Raw genomic sequence first — 26,904 nt, forward strand, 5'->3', positions numbered from 1 at the left:
GTTACCCTTTTTGCCTGACCCCGTCCCGCGACGGGGTTTTTTTTGCCTTTATGGGTAATAAAGTATAGTATACCCCCCTATATGATACGGAGGCGTAATCGTGCCACATTCACCTGAAGATAAAAAACGGGCGCTCAGTCGCGTACGCCGCATCCGCGGCCAGGTCGAGGCCCTCGAGCGCGCGCTGGAGTCCGGCGAACCCTGCATGACAATCCTGCAGCAGATTGCCTCGATTCGCGGTGCGGCAAATGGCCTGATGGGCGAAATGGTGGAGATCCACCTGCAGGACGAGCTGGTTAGCGGCGAGACCACCCCGGACCAGCGGGCCGCGAGAATGGCAGAGGTCGGTCATTTGCTACGATCCTATTTAAAATAACATCACGACGAGGAAGAGACAGTTATGAAATCACGCGCAGCAGTTGCCTTTGGTCCTGGCCAGCCGTTAAAAATCGTTGAGATTGACGTCGCGCCGCCGAAGAAAGGCGAAGTTCTGGTGAAAATCACCCACACCGGCGTGTGTCACACCGATGCCTTTACCCTCTCCGGCGACGATCCAGAGGGTGTTTTCCCGGCGGTACTGGGCCATGAAGGCGGCGGGATTGTCGTGGAAGTGGGCGAGGGCGTCACCAGCCTTAAGCCGGGCGACCACGTGATCCCGCTGTATACCGCCGAATGCGGCGAGTGCAAGTTCTGTAAGTCGGGTAAAACCAATCTCTGTCAGGCGGTGCGCGCCACCCAGGGCAAAGGGTTGATGCCGGACGGCACCACCCGATTCTCCTATAACGGCGAACCGATTTATCACTATATGGGCACCAGCACCTTCAGCGAATATACGGTTTGCGCCGAGATCTCGCTGGCGAAAGTCAATCCGCAGGCGCCGCTGGATAAAGTGTGCCTGCTGGGCTGCGGTGTCACCACCGGTATCGGCGCAGTGCACAACACGGCGAAGGTCAAGCCCGGGGATAGCGTCGCGGTCTTTGGTCTGGGCGGCATTGGTCTCGCGGTGATCCAGGGCGCGGTGCAGGCGCAGGCCGGACGGATTCTGGCGGTCGATACCAACCCGGATAAGTTCACCCTCGCCAAAGAGATGGGCGCAACCGACTTTATCAACCCGAACGACTACGATAAGCCGATTCAGGATGTGATTGTCGAACTGACCGACGGCGGGGTGGATTTCAGCTTCGAGTGCATCGGCAATGTCAACGTGATGCGCGCGGCGCTGGAGTGCTGCCATAAAGGCTGGGGTGAGAGCGTGATCATCGGCGTAGCCGGTGCGGGCCAGGAGATCAAGACCCGTCCGTTCCAGCTGGTAACCGGCCGCGTGTGGCGCGGTTCCGCCTTCGGCGGCGTGAAAGGGCGCAGCCAGCTGCCGGGAATGGTGGAGGACGCCATGGCTGGTAAAATTCGCCTCGACCCGTTTATTACCCATCGCCTGCCGCTGGAGCAGATTAACGAGGCCTTTGATCTGATGCATGAAGGCAAATCGATTCGCACCGTGATCCACTTTGGCGACCAGTAATCGCTAACGCTGATGGCGTATCGTCACCGATAAAAAAAGGGCCCGGATGGGCCCTTTTGCTTAGGTCGTTCAGTGATGATCCGGGAGCGCGTAGGCAATGATGTAATCGCCGCGATCCGGTGACTGACGGGCGCCGCCAGCATTGATAATAATGTACTGCTTACCGGTTTTCGGTGAGACGTAGGTCATCGGGCCGGACTGGCTACCGACCGGCAGACGCGATTTCCAGATCTCTTTCCCGTTCGCGGTATCAAAGGCGCGCAGGTAAAAATCCTGGGTACCGGCGAAGAACAGCAGTCCGGACTGCGTGGACAGCGACGCGCCAAGGGTCGGCATGCCGATCGGAATGGGCATGTGCATCCGGATCCCCAGCGGCCCGGTATCTTCTACGGTGCCAACCGGTACCTGCCACACCAGTTTGCCGGTTTTCAGATCCACCGCGGACATGGTGCCGAACGGCGGTTTCTGGCACGGAATGCCCAGCGGCGACAGGAAACGTTCGCGCATGGCGCCAAACGGCGTACCTTCCATCGGCACGATGCCCATCTCGATCCCGCTGGCGTCTTTCGCCACCTTCGCGCGCGGCACCATATAGTTTGCGAGACCCAGACGCATATCGTTGACGAACATCAGGCTGTTGTTCGGATCCACCGAAACGCTGCCCCAGTTCATGCCGCCGAGCGAGCCCGGGAACTGCAGGGAACGGTCTTCACCTGGCGGGGTAAAGACGCCCTGATGGCGCATCTCTTTGAACTGAATACGGCACAGCAGCAGGTCGATCGGTGTCGCTCCCCACATGTCGGATTCGGTCAACGTCTGGTTGCCGATCATCGGCATCCCTACCGAGTAAGGTTGCGTCGGAGAGTAGCGTTCACCTTTGACGTTGCCCGCCGGTACCGGACGCTCTTCCACTTTGGCCACCGGCTCGCCGGTCTCGCGGTTGAGCATAAAGATCATGCCCTGCTTGCTGGTCTGCACCAGCACCGGGGTGGTACCGCCCTTGCCGTCAGGCAGGTCGTACAGCAGCGGCTGAGACGGCAGGTCAAAGTCCCACAGGTCGTGGTGCGTGGTCTGGAAGTGCCAGCGCACCTGGCCGGTGGTGGCATCCACAGCCACGATAGAGGAGCTGTATTTATCGTCCAGCGCGGTACGCTCGCCGCCAAAGAAATCTGGCGTGGCGTTGCCGGTTGGCAGATAGATCAGATTCAGCTTCGCGTCGTAGGACATCGCCGACCAGACGTTTGGCGTACCGCGCGTATAGGTCTGGCCTTCCGGCGGAACACCGGTCAGCGCTGGATTGCCGGGATCCCACGCCCACGCCAGTTTGCCGGTGTGGACGTCAAACGCGCGGACCACGCCCGGCGGTTCGCCGGTGGAGTAGTTATCCGCGACGCGGCCGCCCACCACTACCACATTGCCCGCTACCAGCGGGGTGGAGGTCTGCTGATAGTAGCCCGCTTTCACTTCACCCATGCCGACGCTGAGGTCGACAATACCGCCATCGCCGAAGCTTTCGCACAGTTTGCCGGTATCGGCATCAATGGCGATCAGGCGGGCGTCGATCGTCGGCAGGAACAGACGACGGGAACAGGCGGCAGGCTGCGTGCCTGACGCTGGCGCGGTTTGCGCCTGGCTCTCTTCGTAATAGCCTAAGCCGCGGCAGCGCTGCCAGTTGGGCGAAGAGGATTTGGAGTCATAGCGCCATTTCTCTTTTCCGCTGTCCACATCCAGCGCCAGCACTTTGCTGTAAGGGGTGCAGACGTACAGAGTATCGCCAATCTGCAGCGGGGTGTTTTGATCTTCCGCCCCGGAGCCATTGCTCTGCGGGATATCGCCAGTATGTGCCACCCAGGCCACCTGCAGCTGGTTGACGTTGTGTTTGTTGATTTGGTCCAGCGCGGCGAAACGGTCGCCGTGGGTGGTGTTACCCCAGTGCGCCCAGTTTTTCTGCTGTTCGCCCGGCGCGACGGGCTTCACTGGCACCGCTTCAGTGGCGCTAACCAGTGGTTCGGATTTGAACATCCAGCCAAAGCTCACCGCCAGCGCCACGGCGAGAACGGCGGCGACGCCATATGCCGGGCCTTTTTTTGCCGGTGGGCTGGCGAGGAAAGGCCAGACCAGGGCGGCAAGGAAGGCCAGGACGCCGAGCGCAAACAGGCGCGAGAAGAGCGGCCAGTAGCTCCAGCCAGCGTCACTAATCGCCCAGATCACCGAGGCGATAAACGCCACGGCGTATAACAGAATACCGCCGCGGCGGTTGCGGAAAATCAACACCGCCGCGATGACCATGACCACGCCCATCAGCGCGAAGTACAGTGTACCGCCGACGAGGGCCAGTTTTGCCCCAAGAATACCCATAGCCAGACCGATGATGAGCATCAGTCCGGCGAGAAGCCACTGCAGGATCCGGGGGAATCCGCGCGGCGCGTTGCCAGTTGCCATGTAATCTCCTTAACCACTCCCGCCACTTCATCATGAACCAAATGAAACAGGTGTTTTCTGTTTTATTTTTGAATGAAGAGGTTTGCACCTTCATAAACGCAGGTTTATTGCTTGATGTGATTTCAAATGAACCATTTGGTGAAATCGCGATATGATAGATCTGTTAAAGAAATTTACGCAATTGTTAATGAATGATTTCGCACTAAATGATTATTTTGCTAAATGTGTTGCGCCGTCCGTCGCACCACATCGACGTACGTAGGCTCCCCGGCAGGGCTACCGGGGAGAAAGCGGGGTCAGGCAGGCATTGACTTGCGGATGGCGCTGAGCAAGGTTTGCGTACCTGGCGTGAGCGTCGCATCGACGCGGGTCAGAATGCCGATGGGCTCTCCGGCGCCCTGGGTGGCAATCGGCAGGGCGCTCAGCACACCCCGGCGAAGATCGTCTTTCACCGCCCCGGAAGGTACGAACCACACATAGTCAAAATCGACCGTCAGCTGGCGTGACAGCGAAGCCGAGAGGGTCTCGATACAGCCCGCGGGCATTTTACAGCCCTGGCTCTGGAGCAGCGTTTCGGCGTTTTGCCGCGGTACGGTGCCCTTCGGCGAAACGACGACGGGCCACTCCATTACCCGGCTCAGGGTCACGGTCTCCTGAAGCAGGGGGTGTCCCGGGCGAACCACCAGTTTCAGGGATTCGAGGAACAGCAGTTCATAGTTGAGTCCACTCATCAGATCCGGGTCGGACATGCGTCCGATACCGATATCGATCTCCCCGGATTTTAACCCCGCCAGCAGCATGGTGTTGTTCATGGTGGCGACCTGCAGCGTGATGTCTTTTTGCTGCTTATGGAACTGGCCGATCACCGTTGGCAGGATCCCCAGCGCGGCGGTAGGCAGCGCGCCGATACGCACAATGTCGTTATTCAGCCCCTCTTTACGGTTCAGCGCCTGACCCGCTGAGTTAAGGGCATCAAGTACCTTAACGGCATGAGTCAGAAACTGTTCGCCGACCAGGGTGAGTTGCGCCCCCAGGCGGCCACGCTCGAACAGCCGGGTACCGGTTAGCTGTTCAAGCTCGTTAAGCGTTTTCGAGAGTGCAGGCTGGCTCAGATTTAAAGTTTCAGCCGCGCGCCCCAGCGTTCCCTGTTGAGCGACGGCCACGAAGGTGTGTAGATGGCGCAAGCGAATGCGCTGACTGAAGAGACCATTTTTTTCCATAGTAGATGATGTTAAAAACACAGCGGTGAAAGAGACAAGCGGCCTTGTTTAAATTTGATAACCAGATAGCAAAATATTATTAACATTTGACCTGATTACATTACAAGATCTTTCCCCACGGTTTAAAACGCCTTCCCCCCGCAGGACGAGGGGAAGGCGTTTATCGGCGTGGCCGCTAGATATCGAAAAAGACGGTTTCGTTTTCGCCCTGCAGATAAATATCGAAGCGATAGACCACTTCCGAACCACGAACCTCGCGTTCGGCGATTAAGGTTTTGCGTCTCACTTCCCACTCGATCAGATTCAGCACCGGGTCGCTGGCGTTGGCCTCATGTTCATCGGCGAAATACATCCGCGTGTTCAGGCCAATGTTGATCCCCCGCGCGACCACCCACAGGTTGACGTGCGGCGCCATCAGGCGGCCATCGCGGCCGACAACCGGGCCCGGCTTAATGGTGTCAAAGCGCCAGACGCCGGAGGTGAAATCTGAGCAGGTACGCCCCCAGCCGCGGAAGGCCGGGTCGACGGCTTTCTGTTGCTGACGGTCATCAGGATGGTTATAGCGTCCTGCGGCGTTGGCCTGCCAGATCTCCAGCAGCACATCACGGACCGGTGTTCCGGAGCCGTCGATAACCCGGCCTTCAATGGTGATCCGCTCCCCGGTGGTATCCGCGGTGGTGAGGACCGGGCCAAAGTTTTTCTCAAAAATATGAAAGCCCGCGGCGTCAGGCGCCAGACCGATATGAACATAGGGTCCCGCCGTCTGCGAGGCGGTTTCAGGCAGATACTCTTTCATCGGGCGGCCCCCTGAGTGCGATTTTCAAACAGCGTGGCGCGATGGCCGCGCAGAACAAGGTCAAAGCGGTAGGCCAGACAATCCAGCGGTACGGCGGCGTGCATGTCCAGCTCGGCGATCAGCGTGCGCACGGCGTCGTCATTATTAATGGTTCGGACGATCGGGCACTGTTTGATCAGCGGGTCGCCTTCGAAATACATCTGAGTGATCAGGCGCTGCGCCCAGGCGTCACCCGAGAGCGAGAAATGAATATGCGCCGGACGCCAGTCGCTGGCCTGGTTACGCCACGGGTAGGGGCCGGGCTTGATAGTGCGAAAACAGTAATAGCCGTTTTCATCGGTCAGCACCCGGCCGCAGCCGCCGAAGTTCGGGTCAATCGGGGCCAGATACTGATCTTTTTTATGTCGGTAGCGGCCGCCGGCATTGGCCTGCCAGACTTCCACCAGGGTGTTTTTCATCGGTCGGCCAAAACCATCGCGCACGTAACCGTGCACAATGATCCGCTCGCCAATCGGCAGGCCTTCTTTGGCGTAATTAAGGATAAGATCGTTATCCAGAGGGCCCAGATCGTCACGGCTAAAGACCGGCCCGGTGATCTCTGACAATGAGTTCTGCAGGGAGATCAGGGCATTCTTCGGTGAGCGCAGGACGCTGGTTTTATAGCCCGGCGCGTAAGCGGGCGGGTGGCTACTGTAATCGCGATGGATAACCTCGCGCGGGGACCATTTGTCGTTCATCGGGTACTCCGTGTAGACGGTAGAGGGGCATGTTGTTGTAATGTCGCCAGAAACAGTGTGTGTAAATGTATTGTTAATTTAAAGTGAAATTACCGGGTGTTTTTCATAACCTTGGGTTATGTTTTGTGCAATGACTGCTAGCGGAAGCAGGTTATCGCCATCACAGTTTGTAAATTCTTCCCCCCGCCAGGAGGCAGCTTTCCTACACTCCAGGAAGTATTCACTGGAGGTAACACATCATGGCGAACACCATCACGGCTGATGAGATTCGGGAGCAGTTTTCGCAGGCCATGTCGGCTATGTACCAGCAGGAAGTTCCGCAATACGGGACGCTGCTGGAGCTGGTGGCTGACGTCAATCTCGCGGTACTGGAAAATAATCCGCAGCTGCATGAACAACTGGCCAATGCCGACGAGCTGGCGCGCTTAAACGTGGAGCGCCACGGCGCAATCCGCGTGGGCACAGCGGAGGAACTGGCGACGCTGCGTCGCATGTTTGCCATCATGGGGATGTATCCCGTCAGCTATTACGATCTCTCACAGGCCGGCGTGCCGGTCCATTCCACGGCCTTTCGTCCCATCGACGATGCCGCGCTGGCGCGCAATCCGTTTCGGGTTTTCACCTCCCTGCTGCGCCTGGAGCTGATTGAAAATCGCGCCCTGCGCGAGCTGGCCGAGGCCATCCTTGCCCGGCGCAAAATCTTTACCCCCCGCTGTCTGGCGCTGATTGCGCAGTATGAAGCTGAGGGCGAATTCACCTCTGCCGACGCGCGCGAGTTTGTGCAGGAGGCGCTGGAGACCTTCCGCTGGCACCGGCATGCCACCGTCGATGAGGAGACCTACCATGCTCTGCATCGCGAGCACCGCCTGATTGCCGATGTGGTCTGCTTTCCGGGATGCCATATCAATCACCTCACGCCGCGGACGCTGGATATTGACCGCGCCCAGGCCCTGATGCCCGAGTGTGGTATTGAACCCAAAGCGCTGATTGAAGGGCCACCGCGCCGGGAGGTCCCGATCCTCCTGCGGCAGACCAGCTTTAAGGCGCTTGAGGAGCCGGTGATGTTCGCCGGTGAGCATAAAGGCACCCACAGCGCCCGCTTTGGCGAAATTGAGCAACGCGGCATTGCGCTAACGCCAAAAGGACGCGCACTGTACGACCGACTGCTGCAGGCGGCAGGGACAGGAAAGGACAATCTCAGCCATCAGCTGCATCTGCAGGAGGTATTCCGCGAATTCCCCGACAGCGAATTTCTGCTCCGTCAGCAGGGGTTGGCCTGGTTTCGCTACCGCCTGACGCCCGCCGGCGAGGCGCATCGCCAGGCGTTTCGCCCGGGGGACGATCCGCAGCCGCTGATTGAGCGCGGGTGGGTGGTCGCCCAGCCGATTATTTATGAAGATTTTTTACCGGTCAGCGCGGCGGGCATTTTTCAGTCTAATCTGGGCAACGAAACGCAGGCGCGCAGCCACGGAAATGCCAGCCGCGAAGCCTTTGAGACGGCGCTGGGCTGCCCGGTGGAGGATGAGTTTGCCCTGTACCGACAGGCGGAGGAGCGCAGCAAACGACGTTGCGGTCTGCTGTAAAATCAGTACCCTGCTGGCATCAGCCTTACAGGGAGCAGGTTATGCAACATCCGTCGAAACCGTTGGCGAAAACCCGCCAGGGAACCGTATCCGGGAGCACAGAGCAGGGGATCCATATCTGGCGCGGCATTCCGTATGCTGCGCCGCCTGTGGGCCCGCTGCGCTGGCGCGCGCCGCAGCCTCCTGCCCGCTGGCAGGGCGTCCGCCAGGCCGACGCCTTTTCCGCCGCCAGCTGGCAGGACATTGACTACTGCCGTGAGCTCGGCGGCGGTGATCCCGGCGCTTTCAGCGAAGACTGCTTATATCTCAATATCTGGGCACCTGCTGCTGCGGCGCAGCCGCTGCCGGTGATGGTCTGGCTGCACGGCGGCGGGTTTACCATCGGCGCCGGCAGCCTGCCGCCTTACGATGGCAAAGCGTTAGCCAGCCGCGATGTGGTGGTGGTGACGGTCAACTACCGGCTGGGCCATCTCGGCTTTTTCGCCCATCCGGCGCTGGAAGAAGAGGCGGGCGAACGTCTCTATAATTTCGCGCTGCTCGATCAGATTGCCGCCCTGCAGTGGGTTCAGGAGAATATCCACGCCTTCGGCGGGGATGCCGCCAACGTCACGCTGTTTGGCGAATCCGCCGGGGCGCGCAGCGTGCTGTCGCTGATGGCCTCGCCGAAAGCGAAAGGGTTGTTCCATAAAGCGATTATTCAGAGCGGGTATACGTTACCTGACCTGCCGCGAGAGAAGGCGCTGGAGAAAGGCCGCCTGCTGGCGGAACACTTCGCCTTACCGCAAGCCAGCGCTGAGGAATTGCGGGCGATCCCGGCGGAGGCCTTCTGGTCGCTCACCGCGCCGCTGAACACAGGGCCGGCCCCCATCGTTGGCGACGCGGTGCTGCCGCAGCCGATGCTGGAGACCTTTTTTGCCGGGCGCCAGCATCCAATGCCGGTGATGATCGGCTCCAACAGCGATGAAGCCAGCGTGATGGCCGTGTTTGGCGTCGATATCGCCGGGCAGATCCAGAAGCTGCGCCGTGAGCGCCGCCTGGGACTGGGGCTGATCAAACTCCTTTATCCCGGCGTGAAGGGCGATGAGGCGCTGGGGCGGGAAGTGTGCCGCGACATGGCCTTCACCACCCTCGGCTATGTGGTGATGCAGGCGCAGCAGCGCGTGGGGCAGCCGTGCTGGCGCTACTGGTTTGATTATGTTGCGGAGGCGGAGCATGACACCTATCCGCACGGCGCCTGGCATGGCAACGAGGTGCCCTACGTGTTTGATAACCTGCGGTTGACCGACCCGGTGTGTCAGTATGCCAGCGAAGCGGATCTGGCCTTCGCCGCTCAGGTGGCTGACTATTGGGCCCAGTTTGCCCGCGTCGCCAGCGGCGACCAGGCGCTTGCCGGCGCGGTACGCTGGCCAGCGTGCCTGCGCGGACGGGATCGTCTGTTGCGCATTGGCCTGCATAAGCGTGCCGGCTTTAAAGTGGAAAATCGCTTTATGCGCGCCCGGCTGGCGCTGTTTCGCCGGGTGATGAAGCATCACGTGACGCTGGAGTAAATGCGCTGAGGTGCGGCTGAGCAACTGCCGCCACCGGTTGGTGGCGGCATTCACTCACATCACAACCACGGGCTTTATCACCTTGCCAGACGCCGAATCGGCGAAAGCCTGGTTGATATCGGCCAGCGGATAGCGAACGATAAGCTTATCGATGGGGAATTTCCCCTGCTTGTACTGCTGCACCAGCAGCGGAATAAACAGCGCCGGGACGGCATCGCCTTCAATCACCCCGACCAGCGACTTGCCCTCCGCCATCAGATCGTTCTGCACGTTAAAGGTGATATCCCCGGTAAAGCCGACGATGGCCACCGTACCTAATGGTTTCACCGCGTGTACGGCCTGCAGCACGATGGCCGATACGCCGGTGGTTTCCACCGCGTAGTGAGCGCCTTTGCCGGTGATCTGTTTGATCAGGGCCACGGCATCCTGTTCCTTGCCATTGATCTGATGGGTGGCGCCCAGTTCGCCCGCCAGGGCGAGGCGACTGGCATGAATATCGACAGCGATGATCTGAGAGCAGCCGGTTAATTTCGCCGCCATGATGGCGCTGAGCCCCACGGCGCCGCAGCCAAACACCACAATCGATTCCCCAATCACCGGTTTCAGGCGGTTGAGCACCGTCCCGCTGCCGGTCTGGATGCCGCAGCCCAGCGGGCCGAGCAGGGTGAGATCGACCTCCGGGTCGACCACCACGGCGTTGCTGGCGCGGGTGACCACATACTGGCTGAAGGACGACTGGCCAAAGAACAGGGACAGATCCTGATCGCCCAGCCGATAGGGGGTGGTGCCATCCTCGCGTCGGCCGCCAAAATTAAGCGTATTAAAATTTTCGCAAGCTGAAGGGTGGTTGCTTAAACAATTTTCGCAATGGTGGCAGGCGGCATAGCTGAGCACCACGTGGTCTCCGACTCTGATACCGCTGACCGCCTCCCCGACGCTGGCGACGATCCCGGCGCCTTCATGGCCGAGGATGGCAGGCATAGGCACCACTCCCGGGTTATCGCGCATCACCGCGTCGGTATGACAGACCCCGGTGGCGACAATTTTCACTAATATCTCATCCTTCCCCGGAAGGGAGACGTCGACATCCTTGATGACGAAAGGTTGCTGGTAGCCCAGCGTGACGGCTGCTTTCACTTGCATGGCATGACTCCTGAATGAATTCCCTGGAGAGCGTGGCGGGACAGCCCGAACGGCTCTCCCGTGTTGGCCGCTAACATGAAGAAATATAGCGGTTACCGGTGAAAAGTTAGCACCGGATGTGGCGGAAATTTGCGCCAATCGTGCCTAAAAAAAACGCAGGGCGGCGGGGCATAGGTGTGATGAATATACCGAAGCGAGGAAGAGCTATCCGCTCAATGGTCAGGCGAAAAAGCGGCCGGCAGTCTGTTCTTTCCCCGGCCGCACGTCGAAGGAAAAGTAAAAAAACGGGTTGTTCCGGTAGACAGGGCTTTTTTACCTTTTTTCTGCGGGCAACAATTGGATTATTAATCGTTTTTGTCTAGAGTGGGCGGAATTTATCACGCAGCGTGATGACGCGTTGCGAATCAATTCACCCGTGCAGAAGGACGCTTTCTCAGGCATGAACCGCAGACGTTTTCTTAAATCTTCCATGGCTGTTGCCGCCGTATGCGGGACGTCAGGAGTCGCTTCCTTATTCAGTCAGGCCGCTTTTGCCGAAGACGCGGGTATTGCCGACGGGCAAACGCGTCGTTTCGATTACACCGTGCTGCAGGCGATGGCCCACGATCTGGCGCGCCAGCCATGGGGCGGCGCCCCGCGCGATCTGCCGCCGACGCTGGCCAATCTGACTCCGCAGGCTTATAACAGCATCCAGTATGACGCCAACCACTCGCTATGGAACAACATCGAAGAACGCAAACTGGACATCCAGTTTTTCCACGTCGGGATGGGGTTCCGTCGCCGCGTGCGGATGTTCTCTCTTGACGCCGCCACTCAGCAGGCGCGCGAGATCCATTTCCGCCCTGAGCTGTTTAAGTACAATGACGCCGGGGTCGACACCCGCCAGCTGGAAGGGCAGTCCGACCTCGGCTTCGCCGGATTCCGGGTGTTTAAAGCGCCGGAGCTGGCGCGCCGCGATATCGTGGCGTTCCTTGGCGCCAGTTATTTCCGCGCGGTAGACAGCACCTACCAGTACGGCTTGTCGGCTCGTGGGCTGGCGGTAGACACCTTTACCGATACCCCGGAAGAGTTCCCTGATTTCACCTCCTTCTGGTTCGAAACGGTTAAAGGGGACGCCAGGGTCTTTACCGTTTATGCGCTGCTGGATAGCCCGAGCATCACCGGGGCCTACAAGTTCACCATCCATTGCCAGGATACCCAGGTCATCATGGACGTGGAAAACCACCTTTATGCCCGCAAGGACATCAAACAGCTGGGTATCGCGCCGATGACCAGTATGTTCAGCTGCGGCAACAACGAGCGCCGGATGTGCGATACCATCCACCCGCAGATCCACGACTCCGATCGGCTGTCGATGTGGCTGGGGAACGGCGAATGGGTCTGCCGGCCGCTGAATAACCCGCAGAAGCTGCAGTTCAACGCCTTCCAGGACAAGAACCCGCGCGGCTTCGGTCTGCTGCAGCTGGACCGCGATTTCTCCCATTACCAGGACGTGATGGGCTGGTATAACAAGCGCCCCAGCCTGTGGGTTGAGCCGCGTAACCAGTGGGGGAAAGGGGCGGTCAGCCTGATGGAGATCCCGACCACCGGCGAAACGCTGGATAATATCGTCTGCTTCTGGCAGCCGGAAAAAGCGGTGAAGGCGGGCGACGAACTGGACTTCCGCTACCGTCTCTACTGGAGCGCGCAGCCGCCGGTGAGCACCCCGCTGGCGCGTGTGCTCGCCACCCGCACCGGGATGGGGGGCTTCCCGGAAGGCTGGGCGCCGGGCGAGCACTATCCGGATAAGTGGGCGCGTCGTTTTGCCATCGATTTTGTCGGCGGCGATCTGAAGGCCGCCGCGCCGCGCGGTATTGAACCGGTGATCACCCTCTCCAGTGGGGAAGCGAAGCAGATTGAGATCCTCTACGTCGAGCCGTTCGATGGCTACCGGATCCTCTTCGACTGGTATCCGACCTCCGACTCGACCGACCCGGTGGAGATGCGCCTGTTCCTGCGCTGTCAGGGCGAAGCCATCAGCGAAACCTGGCTCTATCAGTACTTCCCGCCGGCGCCGGATAAACGTAACTACGTTGACGACCGGATCATGAAATAATCCCGTGACAGCCGCGGCCCGCAGGCAACCCCTGCGGGCCAGTAGAGAGCCCCATGACTACAGACATTCCCGCAGTACCTGAGACGATCCCGGTGACCGACGCACTGACGCTTATCGCGATTGATGAGCGCTACGTCAGCGATCTGCACCAGCTGGTGGTGAAAAACCGCCACTGGCTGCAGCAATCGCTTAACTGGCCCGCCGAAGTGAACAGCGAAGAGGAGACCCGCCGCCATGTGCAGGGTAACGTGATTCTGCATCAGCGGGATTACGCCAAAATGTTTTTGCTGTTTCTCGACCATCGACTCGTGGGCGTCCTGTCGTTCAACCAGATCGAGCCGCAGAACAAAACGGCCTATATCGGCTACTGGATCGATGAAGATCACCAGGGGCAGGGGCTGCTTTCCCGCTCCCTGCAGGCCTTTATCCACCATTATGCCCGCAGCGGGCTGGTGCGCCGGTTTGTGATCAAATGCCGGGTGGCCAATACCCGCAGTAACCAGGTGGCGTTGCGCAATGGGTTCGTTCTTGAAGGTTGCCTCAGGCAGGCTGAGTATCTGAACGGCAGCTATGACGATCAGAATATTTACGCGCGCATTATTGACCGCGACGAGGCGCTAGAGGGCGCCTAACAGCGGCGTGCGGGTGATGTGCTGCTGGCCGTCAAGCGTTTTCGGGCCGCGCAGATGAATGGCCTCTCCCTCCTGCGCGGCGATCTGCACCTCGTCATTGATGGAGACCTGGTGCTCAACGATCACATCGCCGATGATGACTGTCCGCCCCTGGATCAGCACATCGTCGTCGAGCAGAATCGGACCACCGCGCAGCTGCGCCTCGCCCCCGACCATCGCCCGGTGCTTTAACAGGCAGTTGCCTTCAATCACCGCATTCTCCGCCACCTGCGAACTGTAGCGCACGGTGGGAATGGCATCCTCTCCGCGACCGGCGATCAGTCGCGCATGACCATAAACCCGGGCGTTATCGCACACCCAGACGTCGTTTTCTTCGTTCCCCTCCAGTCTTGCCTGGTCGAACACTTCTGCGCGATGTTCGACAAAAGCGTGCTCGACAAAGGCATCGCCGTAGATTTGCGCCTGATGAAGAATACGCGAGGCGCTAACGGTGGCTCGCTGATAAATCTGCAGGACTTTGTCGCGATCGGCGGTCAGACCGCGGGCGGCAATCACCTGGCAGTGCGGCAGGAGACGCGCCTCGTCGGCGAGGCGACAGTAACCGCGCACCAGACTATGATTAATCGTGACGTTGTCACTTATCTGCGCGTGATGGCTAATGTGCGAGGCATGAATGCATGCCCGTCCGCCGATGGCGGCCTCGTGGCTGACCACGCAGGGCCCGGTTAAGCGAGCGTCGTCGCGGATACTTGCCCCGGCGAAAACCACGCTGTTGGCATCGTAGATCCAGCACTCTCCCTGTTGGCTGAGAGCGCTTTCCGCGTCCACCCAACCGCCTTCGCTGCCTGCTTTGACGTCAGCGAAATCGATAAGCGCCACTATCTGGCGCAGGGTGACGCTCTGTTTGCCAGCCTCTTCCTGGTAACAATACTGCCGGGTCTGTTCGCTGAGACGGTATTTACGCATTCCCGATCCTCATTACTTATGGTTAACATAAACATAGCAAAGATCGCCGTAGCGCGCGGGATAAGGTTCCTTTAAAATGCAACTTCAAATTAAATTGATATCATCAACAAAATGAAGAGCAAGCAAACGCCGCGGCAGGCGCTGAACCTGCCGGCAGGCTATTTTGGTATGGTGCTCGGCACCATCGGAATGGGCTTCGCCTGGCGCTACGCCAGCACGCTCTGGCCGGTTAGCCGCAGCATCGGCGATGGTCTGGTGATGCTGGCGATCGCGATGTGGGCTCTGCTCAGCATGGCGTTTATCAGCCGGGCAATTCGCTTTCCGGCGAGCGTGCTACGGGAGATGCGTCATCCGGTCAGCAGCAGCTTTGTCAGCCTGTTTCCGGCCACCACGCTGCTGGTGGCGATCGGGCTGGTGCCCTGGTGGCGACCGCTGGCGCTGGGATTGTTTGTGCCGGGGGTGGCGCTGCAGCTTGCCTATGCCGCCTGGCAAAGTGGCGGCTTGTGGCGGGGGACGCATCCTCACGAGGCCACCACGCCGGGGCTCTATCTGCCCACGGTGGCCAATAATTTCATTAGCGCGATGGCCTGCGGCGCGCTGGGATTTACCGACGCCGGGCTGGTGTTCCTCGGCGCCGGGGTCTTTTCCTGGTTGAGCCTCGAGCCGGCGATCCTCCAGCGTCTGCGCAGCGCGGGCGAGCTGCCGACGCCGCTGCGCACCTCGCTGGGGATCCAACTGGCGCCTGCGCTGGTGGCCTGCAGCGCCTGGCTCAGCGTCAACGGTGGGGAAGCGGATACCTTCGCGAAGCTGCTGTTTGGTTACGGCCTGCTGCAGCTACTGTTCATGCTGCGCCTGATGCCCTGGTATCTTCGCCAGCCGTTCAATGCTTCCTTCTGGAGCTTCTCGTTCGGTATTTCCGCGCTGGCCACTACCGGCCTGCATCTCGGCCAGGCCAGGGCGGACGGCTTTTTTCACCATCTGGCAATGCCGCTGTTTATTTTTAGCAATCTGGTTGTCGGCCTGCTGTTACTGCGCACAATTTTGCTGTTGGTGAGCGGGAAACTGCTGGTACAGGTCGACCGGGAAACACTCCTGAATAAGAAGGAAGGATCATGACAACGCGTGACGCGGATTATTTTAGTGATAAATATGGCCTGACACGCACCCATTCCGAGGTGCTGCATGCTGCGACAGTGGTGCCGCCGGGGCGGGCGCTGGATCTGGGCTGTGGCAACGGGCGTAACAGCCTTTATCTGGCGGCGAACGGATTCACGGTGACGGCGTGGGATAAAAATCCGATGAGCATCAATAATCTGGAAAGCATTCGCGCTGCCGAGGCGCTGGAAAATCTCCGCACCGCGGTAACCGACCTCAATAGCCTGACCTTTGATGGGGAATATGACCTGATCCTCTCCACCGTGGTGATGATGTTCCTGGAGCCTGACACCATCCCGGGCCTGATCGCCAATATGCAGCGCTGCACCGCCGCCGGCGGCTATAACCTGATTGTGGCGGCAATGGATACCGAAGATTATCCCTGCGCCGTCGGCTTCCCGTTTGCCTTTAAACCCGATGAGCTTAGTGATTATTACCAGGGCTGGGAGCTGCTGAAATACAATGAGGACGTCGGCGAGCTGCATCGCACCGACGCCAACGGCAATCGCATCAAATTGCGCTTCGCCACCCTGTTGGCGCGCAAGCCTGCCTGAGACGCGGCGGCGTGGGGAGTCAGGACGTTGCCCGCGCCGCGTAGTAAGGTGAAGAGCAGGGAATATAAGCGAGGAAGTCCCCGTATAAAAGAGGGATAAAAAGCAGCCTTCTGCCTGTTTTAAGTGATTATTTAATAACGTAATGTTCATCCTATCAATATTTATAAATCTTCCTTGACGAAGCCCTTTTTTTGTCACAAAACTAGTGGGTCCTATTTGCTATAACGTCTGCCGAAAAAAAACTGCATTTACAGGGATCTCTCTATGCGTACTCGCGTTTTACTGAAAGTCGCCGCTCTGGCGGGAATATTGGCGTTGACCGGCTGTGCGGCGAAAGTGGCGCAACCGAATCAGTATTCGGGCTTCTTAAAAGATTATTCCAACCTGAAAGAAACGACCTCTGCCTCCGGCAAGCCGGAGCTGCGCTGGATCGATCCGAACTTCAATCCAGCCAACTATGACAATATCGTTTATCACCCGGTGACCTACTATCCGGTACCGAAGCCGACCACCCAGGTAGGGGAAAAGGCGCTGCAGGATATTCTTAACTACACCAACAAAGAGCTGAAACAGGCTATTTCCGAGCGTAAACCGCTGGCCACTACCGCCGGCAAGCGCAGCCTCATCTTCCGCGGGGCGATCACCGGGGTGGACTCCAGCAAAGAGGGGCTGCAGTTCTATGAAGTGATCCCGGTCGCTATGATTGTCGCCGGCACCCAGGCCGCCACCGGCCATCGTACCATGGACACCGATCTGTACTTTGAGGCGGAGGTCATTGACGCCAGCACCAATAAGCCGGTCATCAAGGTCGTTCGTAAAGGGGAAGGCAAAACCCTGGCGAATGAGAATACGCCGCTGACCGTCGATACCCTGAAGCAGGTGATCGATGATATGGCGGTCGACGCCGTCAAATTCGATCCCTCTCAGCGTTAATCGTGCCAGCGCCGTCTGACGACGGCGCTGTTTCTCTTCTGTCTCCTCAGGCCAGCCTTCGGCGCAGCAGCAGCTGTTCCGGTTTGGCAAACATCACCAGGTTACCCAGCAGGATCAGCGCCAGCCCGATCACGGCGTTGCTGTGCCAGACATACCCTTCATAGACGGTGGAAATGGATAATGCGACCAGCGGAAACAGCAGCGTACTGTAGGCGGCTTTGCTGGCGCCAATGCGCCCCACCAGAGTGAAATAGGCCCCAAAGGCAATGACCGAACCGAACAGCGCCAGGTAAAGCAGGGCGCCGAGGTAGCTGACGGTCCACTCCGGCATAAAATTATCGCCACGTAGCAGGGCGATCGCGCCCATCACCAGCGTCCCGTAGAGCATCGCCCAACTGTTGGTGGTGAGGGTTTCCAGCCCTCGCCGCTGGTGGCGAATGCTGAACATATTGCCCAGTGAAAAGCCGTAGGTCCCCAGGGCGCTCAGACCGATCCCCCACAGCAGCGAGGCGTTTAGCCCATTGGCCAGCAGGTCATCCCAGAACAGGGTGACGATACCGGCGAGGCCCAGCGCGGCGGCGGCCCAGAAGCGGCCCGGCGGCTGCTGGCGAAAAAAAAGAAAGCTGTTAATGGCGTTAAACAGTACGGCCATGGAAAAGATCACCGATTCCAGACCGGTGTTGATCCAGGCCGCGGCGGTATAAAAACACCAGAAATTAAAGCAGAAGACGCAGCAGCCCTGCAGCAGGCAGCAAAAGTGATCTTTCGCGCCCAGCGGCCGTAGCCGTCGCGTGACAAGCAGAATCGTCAGCATCGTGATGCTGGCCACGGCAAAGCGCCAAAAAATGGATACCGGCGCCGCCACCGGCCCTTGTTGTAAAAAAATCGCAATCCACGTTGTCCCCCAGATCACGACAACGAGTGCATAAAGTAATGCGTTCACCCTGACTCTCCTCTGCTTGTTGAAGGGAGGAGTATGCCGCCTGTCGCAACCGGCAGCTTTCACCCGCTTGTTGTCGGCTTGCAAATTCTTGCGCTTATTTGTCATTCGCCTGCGGTGAGGACTGGAAACCGCGCCGGAGTCTCCCTAGACTAGAGCTTTTACGGGCAGATGCGTGAAGGCAATGGGTTACGGGACGTTTGAAACATTACGGCGACAGAACGCGGTGCTGCGGGGCACGGTGGAGCTGAATTCCGGAATTCAACTGGCCGCCTGGTACAACAATTGCGATACCGTGACGGTGCGCAGCGATCACCATACGTTGAGCCTGTACGTCGCCGATGGCTATGAAAGCTATCAAAAGACGCCGCACGGCTGGAAAAATGGCGGCGGCCCGGATCGCTTTTGTCTGATGCCGAAAGGCGATGAGAGCGTCTGGGATATCCGCGGCGATCTGTCTTTTGTGCATCTCTACTGTACCGATGAGCACCTGCGCCGCGTCGGCGAAGAGGTGTGGGATCGTAGCCCGGCAAACTTCACCCTGCAGGAAAAAACCTTCGCCAGCGATGACAAAATCACCGCGGTGTACCGCCAGTTTTTACTGGCCAATGACTGGCGACAGCCGGCGAACCAGTTGACCCTCAGCGCCGCCAGCAGCTTACTGCTCACCCATCTGATCCAGCACTACTCCACCGTGCAGTGGCGTTTGCCGACGGTCACCGGAGGGCTGGCGCCGGGCGTGAAGCGTCACGTGCTGGCCTGGATCGATGCCCACCTCGATCAGCCGCTGACCCTGGCCGACCTGGCGCAGCAGGCGGGACTCAGTGAGTTCCATTTTGCCCGCATGTTCCGCCAGTCGTTGAATATGGCCCCGCATCAATATGTGATGCAGCAGCGAATGGCAAGGGCGCAAAATCTGCTCTGCCACAGCGCGCTGCCGTTAACGGAGATTGCGCTGGTCTGCGGCTTCAGCTCCGCCAGCCATTTCAGCCATCGGGTGAAAGCGGCCACCGGCCTGACGCCGTCCCAGCTAAGGGCGGCGCAGCGCGGATAACACGCCATAGCTTACCCCACCAAGCACCACGCCCCAGAAGGCCGAACCAATTCCCGCCAGCGTCACGCCGCTGGCGGTGACCAGAAAGGTCAGTACTGCCGCATCGCGTTCACTGGCCTGATGTACCGCCTGAAACAGGCTGCCGCCGATGGTGCCGAGCAGCGCCAGGCCGGCCAGCATCTGGATCCACGCCGCGGGTAAAGCCGACATCAGGGCGGTGATCGACCCGCCGAACAGACCCGCCAGCAGATAAAAACCGCCTGCGGCCATGGCCGCCAGCCAGCGCTGTTGCGGATCCGGGTGCGCCTCCGGACTCTGGCAAATCGCAGCGGTGATCGCCGCGATGCAGATGGAGTAGACCCCAAACGGCGCCAGCAACAACGCCAGACCTCCACAGGCGACGAGCAGTGCCGATACCGGTACGGTGTAGCCGGATGCCTGCAGCGTGGCGAACCCGGGGGCGTTCTGCGAGGCCATGGTGACGAGGAAAAATGGCAGGCCGACACTGAGCAGCAGCGCCGGGGTAAACTGCGGCGCGATCCACTCCGGTGCCGCGAAGGCCAGCGGTACGGCCGTCCTGGCGACGTCCCCGGAGGCCGCCGCGATCAGCGCCCCCACCACCAGCGCGGCGACTACCGCGAAGCGGGGCCACAGCGCTTTACAGAGAAGCCAGGCGGCGAGCATGCCGCCGCACAGCAGCAGATGGTCCTGCAAGCCGGCGAAGGCCTGCAAACCGAAACGCAGCAGGATCCCGGCCAGCATCGCGGCGGCCAGTGAATGGGGAATGATCTTCATCAGCCGGGCAAAGAGGCCCGTCACGCCGCATAGGACGATCAGCGCGTTGGCGAAGATAAACACCCCCACGGCCTCGGCGAGGGTGACTCCCTGTAGACCGCTGACCAGCAGCGCGGCGCCCGGCGTTGACCAGGCGGTGAGCACAGGAACTTTACGCCAGCCGCTCAGCGCAAGGGTGCTGATACCCATGGCGAGGCCAAGGGCCGTCATCCAGCCGGCGATCTGCCCGGGGGTAGCGCCAGCAGACGCAGCAGCCTGCCAGATAATGGCGGCTGAACTGGCGTAGCCCACCAGTACAGCGACGAAACCCGCCAACAGAGTAGGAAGAGGAAGGGTAAACGAGCGCATAGGATTCTCTTGTGCGTTATAACATACGAATACTCTATCACTGTGCGTTATAGCGCACAAGGTGCGGATGTGGAGAGCGTAAGACACCTGTTCTCACGGTGATATGCCGAGAAACGCCCTGTAGAATCAGGCAAATGGGGATATACTCTTGCCTGTACAAGTCAGGAGGTAGGATGAATATTGCGCAACATCTGGCGGCAACGCTCAAAACCCTGCGCCAGCAGCGTGGCTGGAGTCTCTCGCGTCTGGCAGAAGAGACGGGGGTGTCGAAAGCCATGCTGGGGCAGATTGAGCGTAATGAATCGAGCCCGACGGTGGCGACGCTGTGGAAGATTGCCACCGGGCTGAACGTGCCGTTTTCGGCGTTTATCGTTCCGGACGCCAGCGCAGCGCCTTCCGCTTTTGATCCGCAGCAGCAGGCGATGGTGGTGACCCCGGTCTTCCCGTGGGACCCGGAGCTGCGCTTTGACCATTTTTCGATAACCCTTGCCCCCGGTGCGTTGAGCGAATCGACGCCGCATGAGAAAGGGGTGATTGAACATGTGGTGGTGATTAGCGGTGCCCTGGATCTCTGTTTACAGGGGGAGTGGCATTTACTGCAGCCAGGGGAGGGACGGCGCTTCGCCGGCGATGAGGCGCATGCGTATCGTAACCGCGGCGTTCAGGCGGCCCATTTCCATTCTCTTATCCATTATCCAAAAGAAAAAACCGCGGGCGAACCCGCGGCCAGACAAGATGACTGATGATAACCACTCACAACGTGACGAGGAAAATCCGGAATACGAGATGACAGTACGCTGCGCGAGGATGTGAAGGAACTATCTTTTCCGTCAATACTTTGCTGAAAAATGAAAATTCGTCGTCGCGCGACGGTGGAAAAGGTTTTCGTCTGTGCCCGGTTCTGACTACAATAGCCGCCATTTCGACCCCCTTATACTGGATAACAACACGCGTATGCGCCTGCACAATCATCGTCTTGAACTTCTTAGTCCTGCCCGCGACGCCGGTATCGCTCGCGAAGCGATCCTCCACGGCGCCGACGCCGTTTATATCGGTGGGCCTGACTTTGGCGCTCGTCACAATGCCAGCAACAGCCTGAGCGACATCGCCGGTCTGGTGCCTTTTGCCCATCGCTATGGCGCCAAAATCTTTGTCACGCTGAACACCATTCTGCATGATGATGAGCTGGAGCCGGCGCAGCGGCTGATTACCGATCTTTATGAGGCGGGCGTTGACGCGCTGATTGTGCAGGATATGGGGATCATGGAGCTGGATCTGCCGCCGATTGAGCTGCACGCCAGCACCCAGTGTGATATCCGCAGCGTGGAAAAAGCGAAATTTCTCTCCGACGCCGGCTTCAGCCAGATCGTGCTGGCGCGTGAACTGAATCTCAGTCAGATCAAAGCTATTTATGACCATACCGACGCCACCATTGAATTCTTTATTCATGGCGCGCTGTGCGTGGCCTATTCCGGGCAGTGCAACATTTCGCACGCCCAGACCGGACGTAGCGCCAACCGGGGCGACTGCTCGCAGGCTTGCCGCCTGCCGTATACCCTGAAAGACGATCAGGGACGGGTGGTGGCCTATGAAAAACATCTCCTGTCGATGAAGGACAACGATCAGACCGCCAACCTGGCGGCGCTGATCGACGCCGGGGTACGTTCCTTCAAAATTGAAGGCCGTTACAAAGACATGAGTTATGTGAAAAACATCACTGCGCACTACCGTCAAATGCTGGATGCCATTATCGAAGACCGCGGCGATCTGGCGCGCGCCTCGGCAGGGCGCACCGAGCACTTCTTCATTCCCTCTACCGATAAAACCTTCCATCGCGGCAGTACCGACTACTTCGTCAATGCCCGCAAAGGCGATATCGGCGCGTTTGATTCGCCGAAATTTATCGGGCTGCCGGTGGGCGAAGTCTTGAAGGTGGGGAAAGACCATCTTGATGTCGAAGTGAGCGAACCGTTAACCAACGGCGATGGCCTTAACGTGATGATCAAGCGTGAAGTGGTGGGCTTCCGTGCCAATACGGTGGAGAAAACCGGCGAAAATCGCTATCGGGTGTGGCCGAACGAGATGCCGGCGGATCTGCACAAAGCGCGTCCGCACCAGGCGCTCAACCGTAACCTCGATCACAACTGGCAGCAGGCGCTTCTGAAGACTTCCAGCGAACGCCGCATCGCCGTGGACGTTACGCTGAGCGGCTGGCAGGAACAGCTGGTTCTGACCATGACCTGTGAAGATGGCGTCAGCGTGACCCATACTCTCGACGGAGCGTTCGCCGAAGCCAATCAGGCAGAAAAAGCGCTGGGCAATTTGCGTGACGGCGTCACAAAACTGGGGCAGACCATTTACTACCCACGCGACGTGCAGGTCAACCTGCCGCCACTGTTTGTCCCCAACAGTCTGCTCAACCAGCTGCGTCGTGAAACGGCTGAAATGCTGGACGAAGCGCGCCTCAACGCCTGGCAACGCGGCACCCGCAAGCCGGTCTCCGTACCGCCGCCGGTCTATCCGGAGACCCATCTCTCCTTCCTCGCCAATGTCTATAACCATAAGGCGCGGGCCTTTTACCAGCGCTATGGCGTGCAGCTGATTGACGCCGCCTATGAAGCGCACGAAGAGAAGGGCGATGTGCCGGTGATGATCACCAAACACTGCCTGCGGTTTGCGTTTAATCTTTGTCCGAAACAGGCGAAAGGCTCCATCAAGAGCTGGAAAGCCACGCCGATGCAGCTGATCCACGGCGATGAAGTGCTGACCCTGAAGTTTGACTGTCGCCCGTGCGAAATGCATGTCGTCGGGAAGATTAAAAACCACATCCTCAAAATGCCGCTTCCCGGGAGCATCGTCGCCTCCGTCAGCCCGGATGAGCTGATGAAGACCCTGCCGAAGCGCAAAGGAGCCTGATCCAGCGCGACGCTACGGGCAACGCGGCGCCCGCGGTTTGCGGGCATCCTGCCAGCGGTGATGCTCGTTCAGATCGGCGGCGGCCTCCTCGCACTGGCTGCGAAGCTCGTCGCTGTCCGCCTCGTGCAGCAGTTGCTGTTCGAGGCTCTGCACCGGAAAGTAATCGTGCCCCTGGCGGTGGGCCAGCAGATGTCCTGAAAACAGCGCGCACAGCAACAGCAGCGCGCTCATGCTTCTCCTCAACATACCTTTACTCTGCGAATCAATGGGGTGGGCTTACTATGCCAGGCGTTGTGCAGGTTTTTTTCTCGGCTTCTCAAAGAAGGGCAAGAGTTTGTCAATGTCAGCTGAAAGAAGGTGAAAAAAAGCCTGGCGCAGAAGGCCAGGCCTGAGGGGTTATGCTTTTGGCGGCAGCGGTTTCCCGCTGTGCTCGCCGCCTTTTGGTGGCTGCTTGCCGTCACGCTGCGGCTGCTTGCCACCATGCTGCGGCTGTTTGCCATCATGCTGCGGCTGTTTGCCATCTCGTTGTGGCTGCTTGCCGTTGTGTTGCGTTTGCTTACCATCGTGTTGGCCGTTTTTCGCCAGCGGTTTACCCTGATGCTGCGCGCCTTTTTCTGGCGGCGGTGGCGGGTTGTCGGCAGCGAACGCCCATGACGATATTCCCAGCGTCATCACGGCGGACAGTAAAGCTAACTTCTTCATAGCAATATCCTTTCTTCTGATGTGTCCGCGTATTTCAGCAGGCAAAAGTGAAGACAAGATGGAGAAGTCCAGATTCGGATTGCTCTGCATCCTGGTTCAAACTTTAAGGCCTGCTGCCGTCATCAGCAGGCGAAACAGCAGGCTGATGGCGGCCAGCGTCAGTACGCTGCCTCCCCAGAGCGCGATCAGCCACAGCAGACGTTTAGGCCAGGCAGTATGCATCAGTGATATCCCTCCCCGGGCTGAACTTTGCCGCGGAACACGTAATAGCTCCAGCAGGTGTAGCCAAGAATGACCGGAATAATCAGCAGTGCGCCCACCAGCATAAAGCCCTGGCTTTGCGGGGGAGCGGCAGCCTGCCACAGCGTGATGGCCGGCGGGATAATATGCGGCCAGATGCTGATCCCCAGTCCGCTAAAGCCGAGAAAGACCAGGCCCAGCGTCAGCGTGAAGGGCGAAACATGGCGGTCGCGCTGATGCAGCGTGCCCCACAGCCAGCCGCTGATGAGGATCACCAGCAGCGGCACCGGTAACAGGAAATAGAGATTCGGCAGGCTGAACCAGCGGGCGGCAATTGCCGGGTGCGCCAGCGGAGTCCACAGGCTGATGACGGCAAACACCGCCAGCAGGGCAACCAGCAGCTGCCGCGATGCGCTGCGCATCCGCTGCTGCAGCGCGCCTTCGCTTTTCATCACCAGCCAGGTGGCGCCGAGCAGCGCATAGGCCACGCACAGCCCGAGTCCGCAAAACAGGCTGAACGGGGTCAGCCAGTCAAACATGCCGCCGCTGAAGGCGCGACCGCTGACGGTGAAACCGTTGATCACCGCCCCGACCACCACGCCCTGGCTGAAGGTCGCCAGCAAGGAACCGCCAAAAAAGGCACGGTCCCAGAAGGGGCGGTGCGACGGGGTGGCCTGGAAGCGAAACTCAAAGGCGACGCCGCGAAAAATCAGGCCGATCAGCATCAGGGTCAGGGGGATCGACAAGGCGTCGATTATCACCGCGTAGGCGAGGGGAAAAGCGCCAAACAGACCAGCGCCGCCCAGTACCAGCCAGGTCTCATTGCCATCCCACACCGGGGCGACGCTGTTGACCATTACGTCGCGCTCGGTGCTGCCCCGTACTGTGCCGAACAACATCCCGATGCCCAGATCAAAGCCATCCATGACAATGTACATCAGCGTGGCAAAGACGATAATCACGAACCAAATCACCGATAATTCGATACCCATTAGCGGGACTCCTTCTGCAGATAACCTTCAGTGGCGGCGGACAGCGGGCGGGCTGGCGTACCGGTTGTCGCGGGCTGCACCTCCTGCGGCCCCTTGCGGATCAGGCGCAGCATATAGCTGTAGCCGACGCCGAAGACGGCGCTGTAGACCACGATAAAGGTCAATAAACTGACCGACATATGCAGGTCACCGTGGGCGGAAACGGCGTCAGCAGTGCGCTGAACGCCATACACCACCCATGGCTGACGGCCCACTTCGGTGGTCACCCAGCCGGCGAGAATAGCAATCAGTCCTGAAGGGCCCATCCATAGCGCAAAGCGCAGAAATGGCCGGGAATGGTACAGTCGGCCGCCGCGACGCAGCCACAGGGCCAGTACGCCGAGCAGGAGCATTAGCATGCCAAGACCGGCCATCAGGCGAAACGACCAGAACACCACGGTAGCGTTCGGGCGATCCTCAGGAGCGAACTCCTTCAAGGCCGGCACCTGTTTATCAAGGCTGTGGGTGAGGATCAGGCTGCCCAGGGCCGGGATCTCAAGCCCGTAGCGGGTGCGCTCCTGCGCCATATCAGGCCAGCCAAACAGCAGCAACGGCGTTGCCTCGCCCGGCGGGTTTTCCCAGTGGCCCTCAATGGCGGCTATTTTCGCCGGCTGGTGTTTCAGGGTATTCAGACCATGCATATCGCCGATCAGCGCCTGGACGGGGGCGACCAGCAGCGTCATCCACAGCGCCATAGAGAACATCTTACGGATCGCCGGCGACTGATTGCCGCGCAGCAGATGCCAGGCCGCCGAGGCGCCGACAAACAGCGCGCTACTGAGAAACGCCGCCACTGTCATATGCAGTAAGCGGTAGGGGAACGACGGGTTAAAGATCACTGCCAGCCAGTCGACGGGCACCACCTGGCCGTCAACGATCTCAAACCCCTGCGGGGTCTGCATCCAGCTGTTGGAGGCGAGGATCCAGAAGGTCGAGATGATGGTGCCCAGCGCCACCATGCAGGTGGCGAAAAAATGCAGCCCCGGCCCTACGCGGTTCCAGCCGAAGAGCATCACCCCGAGAAAGCCCGCTTCCAGAAAGAACGCTGTCAGGACTTCATAGGTCAGCAGGGGGCCGGTAATGCTCCCCGCGAACTGAGAGAAACCGCTCCAGTTGGTGCCGAACTGATAGGCCATCACCAGCCCGGAAACCACCCCCATGCCGAAGTTGACGGCGAAGATTTTCGACCAGAAGTGGTACAGCGAACGCCAGGTGGGATTTTTGCTTTTTAGCCACAGACCTTCGAGTACCGCCAGGTAGCTGGCCAGCCCAATAGTAATGGCGGGAAAGATAATATGAAATGAGACCGTAAAGGCGAATTGAATTCGCGCAAGATGGAATGCATCAAGACCGAACATGCAGGACTCCACTACAAAATTGATTCAGCGCAATTTTAGGCAGGGTGGTGGCTGGGGGGCAGAGGCAGTCGCGCCATTTTTTATCATAACAGTTGGCCGCTGTTATGATTTTTCACCTCGCGTCCCAATCATCGGCCGGCACGAATAAATACCGATGGGGTGGGTCGCTTAACCAACAGACCAGCGGAGATTTGGCCG

The 26,904-nt window shown here is 59.3% G+C and carries 26 protein-coding genes; 12 read left to right on the top strand and 14 right to left on the bottom strand.

The window, feature by feature from the left end; translation table 11 throughout:
• Nucleotides 1-100 precede the first annotated feature (100 nt).
• Both AC3EMD_RS11660 and AC3EMD_RS11665 read left to right on the top strand, forming a co-directional pair.
• A complete protein-coding gene (locus AC3EMD_RS11660; RefSeq protein WP_004101746.1) occupies nt 101-376 on the top strand; it encodes a metal/formaldehyde-sensitive transcriptional repressor in 276 nt (91 codons plus the stop codon).
• 24 nt (nt 377-400) lie between these two features.
• A complete protein-coding gene (locus tag AC3EMD_RS11665) occupies nt 401-1,519 on the top strand; it encodes an S-(hydroxymethyl)glutathione dehydrogenase/class III alcohol dehydrogenase (protein WP_008804656.1) in 1,119 nt (372 codons plus the stop codon).
• Nucleotides 1,520-1,588: 69 nt separating this feature from the next.
• On the opposite strand, the gene AC3EMD_RS11670 is transcribed toward AC3EMD_RS11665, so the two are convergent.
• The 4 genes from AC3EMD_RS11670 to pcaH form a co-directional block, all read right to left on the bottom strand.
• Complete coding sequence (locus tag AC3EMD_RS11670; RefSeq protein ID WP_302074095.1) at nt 1,589-3,961, bottom strand: membrane-bound PQQ-dependent dehydrogenase, glucose/quinate/shikimate family; 2,373 nt, start codon at nt 3,959-3,961, stop codon at nt 1,589-1,591.
• Between the two features lie 296 nt (nt 3,962-4,257).
• Nucleotides 4,258-5,181, bottom strand: coding sequence for a LysR substrate-binding domain-containing protein (locus AC3EMD_RS11675; protein ID WP_012541541.1), 924 nt, complete (start codon nt 5,179-5,181; stop codon nt 4,258-4,260).
• Nucleotides 5,182-5,356: 175 nt separating this feature from the next.
• Nucleotides 5,357-5,977, bottom strand: a complete 621-nt coding sequence (gene pcaG / locus AC3EMD_RS11680; RefSeq protein WP_101855770.1) for a protocatechuate 3,4-dioxygenase subunit alpha — start codon at nt 5,975-5,977, stop codon at nt 5,357-5,359.
• Nucleotides 5,974-6,714 (bottom strand): protocatechuate 3,4-dioxygenase subunit beta, encoded by a 741-nt coding sequence (gene pcaH / locus AC3EMD_RS11685; RefSeq protein WP_004202816.1) that lies wholly within the window; start codon nt 6,712-6,714, stop codon nt 5,974-5,976. The genes pcaG and pcaH overlap by 4 nt, the downstream gene beginning before the upstream one ends.
• Before the next feature lie 239 nt (nt 6,715-6,953).
• Between pcaH and hglS the strand changes: the two genes are divergently transcribed.
• Both hglS and AC3EMD_RS11695 read left to right on the top strand, forming a co-directional pair.
• Nucleotides 6,954-8,297, top strand: a complete 1,344-nt coding sequence (gene hglS / locus AC3EMD_RS11690; protein WP_038422647.1) for a 2-oxoadipate dioxygenase/decarboxylase HglS — start codon at nt 6,954-6,956, stop codon at nt 8,295-8,297.
• 41 nt (nt 8,298-8,338) lie between these two features.
• Nucleotides 8,339-9,844: a carboxylesterase/lipase family protein gene (locus tag AC3EMD_RS11695; protein WP_154045590.1), complete on the top strand. Its 1,506-nt coding sequence runs from the start codon at nt 8,339-8,341 to the stop codon at nt 9,842-9,844.
• Nucleotides 9,845-9,898: 54 nt separating this feature from the next.
• Here AC3EMD_RS11695 and AC3EMD_RS11700 read toward each other — a convergent pair whose 3' ends face one another.
• Nucleotides 9,899-10,987 (bottom strand): NAD(P)-dependent alcohol dehydrogenase, encoded by a 1,089-nt coding sequence (locus AC3EMD_RS11700; RefSeq protein WP_023340246.1) that lies wholly within the window; start codon nt 10,985-10,987, stop codon nt 9,899-9,901.
• Between the two features lie 439 nt (nt 10,988-11,426).
• Between AC3EMD_RS11700 and AC3EMD_RS11705 the strand changes: the two genes are divergently transcribed.
• A complete protein-coding gene (locus AC3EMD_RS11705) occupies nt 11,427-13,082 on the top strand; it encodes a glucan biosynthesis protein D (RefSeq protein ID WP_117268775.1) in 1,656 nt (551 codons plus the stop codon).
• A gap of 53 nt (nt 13,083-13,135) precedes the next feature.
• Nucleotides 13,136-13,714: a 50S ribosomal protein L7/L12-serine acetyltransferase gene (rimL, locus tag AC3EMD_RS11710; protein WP_008804665.1), complete on the top strand. Its 579-nt coding sequence runs from the start codon at nt 13,136-13,138 to the stop codon at nt 13,712-13,714.
• Here rimL and ydcK read toward each other — a convergent pair.
• The gene (ydcK, locus tag AC3EMD_RS11715; protein WP_008804666.1) at nt 13,700-14,680 is read right to left on the bottom strand and encodes a YdcK family protein; all 981 of its coding nucleotides are present in this window, start codon (nt 14,678-14,680) and stop codon (nt 13,700-13,702) included. The two genes, rimL and ydcK, sit on opposite strands and share 15 nt — an antisense overlap.
• A gap of 111 nt (nt 14,681-14,791) precedes the next feature.
• Here ydcK and tehA point away from each other — a divergent pair, with 111 nt between their 5' ends.
• From tehA to AC3EMD_RS11730, 3 genes are all read left to right on the top strand, one after another.
• A complete protein-coding gene (tehA, locus tag AC3EMD_RS11720) occupies nt 14,792-15,796 on the top strand; it encodes a dicarboxylate transporter/tellurite-resistance protein TehA (protein WP_008804667.1) in 1,005 nt (334 codons plus the stop codon).
• Nucleotides 15,793-16,389, top strand: coding sequence for a tellurite resistance methyltransferase TehB (tehB, locus tag AC3EMD_RS11725; RefSeq protein WP_117120348.1), 597 nt, complete (start codon nt 15,793-15,795; stop codon nt 16,387-16,389). Before tehA ends, tehB begins: the two co-directional genes overlap by 4 nt.
• 264 nt (nt 16,390-16,653) lie before the next feature.
• Complete coding sequence (locus AC3EMD_RS11730; RefSeq protein ID WP_008804669.1) at nt 16,654-17,322, top strand: DUF3313 domain-containing protein; 669 nt, start codon at nt 16,654-16,656, stop codon at nt 17,320-17,322.
• 46 nt (nt 17,323-17,368) lie between these two features.
• Here the strand turns inward: AC3EMD_RS11730 and AC3EMD_RS11735 are convergent, their stop codons facing one another.
• The gene (locus AC3EMD_RS11735) at nt 17,369-18,265 is read right to left on the bottom strand and encodes a DMT family transporter (protein WP_016161183.1); all 897 of its coding nucleotides are present in this window, start codon (nt 18,263-18,265) and stop codon (nt 17,369-17,371) included.
• A gap of 181 nt (nt 18,266-18,446) precedes the next feature.
• On the opposite strand from AC3EMD_RS11735, the gene AC3EMD_RS11740 reads away from it, so the two are divergent.
• Nucleotides 18,447-19,316, top strand: coding sequence for a helix-turn-helix domain-containing protein (locus AC3EMD_RS11740; protein ID WP_016161182.1), 870 nt, complete (start codon nt 18,447-18,449; stop codon nt 19,314-19,316).
• Here the strand turns inward: AC3EMD_RS11740 and AC3EMD_RS11745 are convergent.
• Nucleotides 19,293-20,459 carry a benzoate/H(+) symporter BenE family transporter gene (locus tag AC3EMD_RS11745; RefSeq protein WP_016161181.1) on the bottom strand — a complete coding sequence of 389 codons (1,167 nt, stop codon included), beginning with the start codon at nt 20,457-20,459 and terminating at the stop codon, nt 19,293-19,295. The genes AC3EMD_RS11740 and AC3EMD_RS11745 overlap by 24 nt on opposite strands.
• A gap of 173 nt (nt 20,460-20,632) precedes the next feature.
• Here AC3EMD_RS11745 and AC3EMD_RS11750 point away from each other — a divergent pair, with 173 nt between their 5' ends.
• Nucleotides 20,633-21,202: a helix-turn-helix domain-containing protein gene (locus AC3EMD_RS11750; RefSeq protein ID WP_008804673.1), complete on the top strand. Its 570-nt coding sequence runs from the start codon at nt 20,633-20,635 to the stop codon at nt 21,200-21,202.
• Between the two features lie 10 nt (nt 21,203-21,212).
• On the opposite strand, the gene AC3EMD_RS11755 is transcribed toward AC3EMD_RS11750, so the two are convergent.
• Nucleotides 21,213-21,380 (bottom strand): hypothetical protein, encoded by a 168-nt coding sequence (locus tag AC3EMD_RS11755; protein ID WP_012541552.1) that lies wholly within the window; start codon nt 21,378-21,380, stop codon nt 21,213-21,215.
• A gap of 33 nt (nt 21,381-21,413) precedes the next feature.
• On the opposite strand from AC3EMD_RS11755, the gene AC3EMD_RS11760 reads away from it, so the two are divergent.
• The gene (locus AC3EMD_RS11760; protein ID WP_302074097.1) at nt 21,414-23,375 is read left to right on the top strand and encodes a peptidase U32 family protein; all 1,962 of its coding nucleotides are present in this window, start codon (nt 21,414-21,416) and stop codon (nt 23,373-23,375) included.
• 12 nt (nt 23,376-23,387) lie between these two features.
• On the opposite strand, the gene AC3EMD_RS11765 is transcribed toward AC3EMD_RS11760, so the two are convergent.
• The 5 genes from AC3EMD_RS11765 to AC3EMD_RS11785 all read right to left on the bottom strand — a co-directional run bounded on the left by AC3EMD_RS11765 (nt 23,388) and on the right by AC3EMD_RS11785 (nt 26,706).
• Nucleotides 23,388-23,621 (bottom strand): DUF2554 family protein, encoded by a 234-nt coding sequence (locus tag AC3EMD_RS11765; RefSeq protein ID WP_302074098.1) that lies wholly within the window; start codon nt 23,619-23,621, stop codon nt 23,388-23,390.
• A 150-nt stretch (nt 23,622-23,771) separates the two neighbouring features.
• Nucleotides 23,772-24,077, bottom strand: coding sequence for a hypothetical protein (locus AC3EMD_RS11770; protein WP_022065564.1), 306 nt, complete (start codon nt 24,075-24,077; stop codon nt 23,772-23,774).
• A gap of 96 nt (nt 24,078-24,173) precedes the next feature.
• Nucleotides 24,174-24,299 carry a DUF2474 domain-containing protein gene (locus AC3EMD_RS11775; RefSeq protein ID WP_002907461.1) on the bottom strand — a complete coding sequence of 42 codons (126 nt, stop codon included), beginning with the start codon at nt 24,297-24,299 and terminating at the stop codon, nt 24,174-24,176.
• Nucleotides 24,299-25,309, bottom strand: a complete 1,011-nt coding sequence (gene cydB / locus AC3EMD_RS11780; protein WP_088717268.1) for a cytochrome d ubiquinol oxidase subunit II — start codon at nt 25,307-25,309, stop codon at nt 24,299-24,301. Before cydB ends, AC3EMD_RS11775 begins: the two co-directional genes overlap by 1 nt.
• Nucleotides 25,309-26,706: a cytochrome ubiquinol oxidase subunit I gene (locus tag AC3EMD_RS11785; RefSeq protein ID WP_008804678.1), complete on the bottom strand. Its 1,398-nt coding sequence runs from the start codon at nt 26,704-26,706 to the stop codon at nt 25,309-25,311. Before AC3EMD_RS11785 ends, cydB begins: the two co-directional genes overlap by 1 nt.
• Between the last annotated feature and the right edge of the window lie 198 nt (nt 26,707-26,904).

The organism is Klebsiella sp. PK18, assembly GCF_057784655.1.

Excerpts from the sequence above, each read along its gene's own strand:
- AC3EMD_RS11745 (WP_016161181.1), bottom strand. The coding sequence starts at position 20,459 with ATGCGCTCGTTTACCCTTCCTCTTCCTACTCTGTTGGCGGGTTTCGTC.
- ydcK (WP_008804666.1), bottom strand. The coding sequence starts at position 14,680 with ATGCGTAAATACCGTCTCAGCGAACAGACCCGGCAGTATTGTTACCAG.
- AC3EMD_RS11705 (WP_117268775.1), top strand. The coding sequence starts at position 11,427 with ATGAACCGCAGACGTTTTCTTAAATCTTCCATGGCTGTTGCCGCCGTA.
- AC3EMD_RS11675 (WP_012541541.1), bottom strand. The coding sequence starts at position 5,181 with ATGGAAAAAAATGGTCTCTTCAGTCAGCGCATTCGCTTGCGCCATCTA.
- AC3EMD_RS11695 (WP_154045590.1), top strand. The coding sequence starts at position 8,339 with ATGCAACATCCGTCGAAACCGTTGGCGAAAACCCGCCAGGGAACCGTA.
- pcaG (WP_101855770.1), bottom strand. The coding sequence starts at position 5,977 with ATGAAAGAGTATCTGCCTGAAACCGCCTCGCAGACGGCGGGACCCTAT.
- AC3EMD_RS11765 (WP_302074098.1), bottom strand. The coding sequence starts at position 23,621 with ATGTTGAGGAGAAGCATGAGCGCGCTGCTGTTGCTGTGCGCGCTGTTT.
- AC3EMD_RS11670 (WP_302074095.1), bottom strand. The coding sequence starts at position 3,961 with ATGGCAACTGGCAACGCGCCGCGCGGATTCCCCCGGATCCTGCAGTGG.
- rimL (WP_008804665.1), top strand. The coding sequence starts at position 13,136 with ATGACTACAGACATTCCCGCAGTACCTGAGACGATCCCGGTGACCGAC.
- AC3EMD_RS11730 (WP_008804669.1), top strand. The coding sequence starts at position 16,654 with ATGCGTACTCGCGTTTTACTGAAAGTCGCCGCTCTGGCGGGAATATTG.
- AC3EMD_RS11760 (WP_302074097.1), top strand. The coding sequence starts at position 21,414 with ATGCGCCTGCACAATCATCGTCTTGAACTTCTTAGTCCTGCCCGCGAC.
- AC3EMD_RS11775 (WP_002907461.1), bottom strand. The coding sequence starts at position 24,299 with ATGCATACTGCCTGGCCTAAACGTCTGCTGTGGCTGATCGCGCTCTGG.
- tehA (WP_008804667.1), top strand. The coding sequence starts at position 14,792 with ATGAAGAGCAAGCAAACGCCGCGGCAGGCGCTGAACCTGCCGGCAGGC.
- hglS (WP_038422647.1), top strand. The coding sequence starts at position 6,954 with ATGGCGAACACCATCACGGCTGATGAGATTCGGGAGCAGTTTTCGCAG.
- AC3EMD_RS11785 (WP_008804678.1), bottom strand. The coding sequence starts at position 26,706 with ATGTTCGGTCTTGATGCATTCCATCTTGCGCGAATTCAATTCGCCTTT.
- AC3EMD_RS11755 (WP_012541552.1), bottom strand. The coding sequence starts at position 21,380 with ATGGCGGCTATTGTAGTCAGAACCGGGCACAGACGAAAACCTTTTCCA.
- AC3EMD_RS11750 (WP_008804673.1), top strand. The coding sequence starts at position 20,633 with ATGAATATTGCGCAACATCTGGCGGCAACGCTCAAAACCCTGCGCCAG.
- cydB (WP_088717268.1), bottom strand. The coding sequence starts at position 25,309 with ATGGGTATCGAATTATCGGTGATTTGGTTCGTGATTATCGTCTTTGCC.
- tehB (WP_117120348.1), top strand. The coding sequence starts at position 15,793 with ATGACAACGCGTGACGCGGATTATTTTAGTGATAAATATGGCCTGACA.
- AC3EMD_RS11770 (WP_022065564.1), bottom strand. The coding sequence starts at position 24,077 with ATGAAGAAGTTAGCTTTACTGTCCGCCGTGATGACGCTGGGAATATCG.
- pcaH (WP_004202816.1), bottom strand. The coding sequence starts at position 6,714 with ATGAACGACAAATGGTCCCCGCGCGAGGTTATCCATCGCGATTACAGT.
- AC3EMD_RS11700 (WP_023340246.1), bottom strand. The coding sequence starts at position 10,987 with ATGCAAGTGAAAGCAGCCGTCACGCTGGGCTACCAGCAACCTTTCGTC.
- AC3EMD_RS11665 (WP_008804656.1), top strand. The coding sequence starts at position 401 with ATGAAATCACGCGCAGCAGTTGCCTTTGGTCCTGGCCAGCCGTTAAAA.
- AC3EMD_RS11740 (WP_016161182.1), top strand. The coding sequence starts at position 18,447 with ATGGGTTACGGGACGTTTGAAACATTACGGCGACAGAACGCGGTGCTG.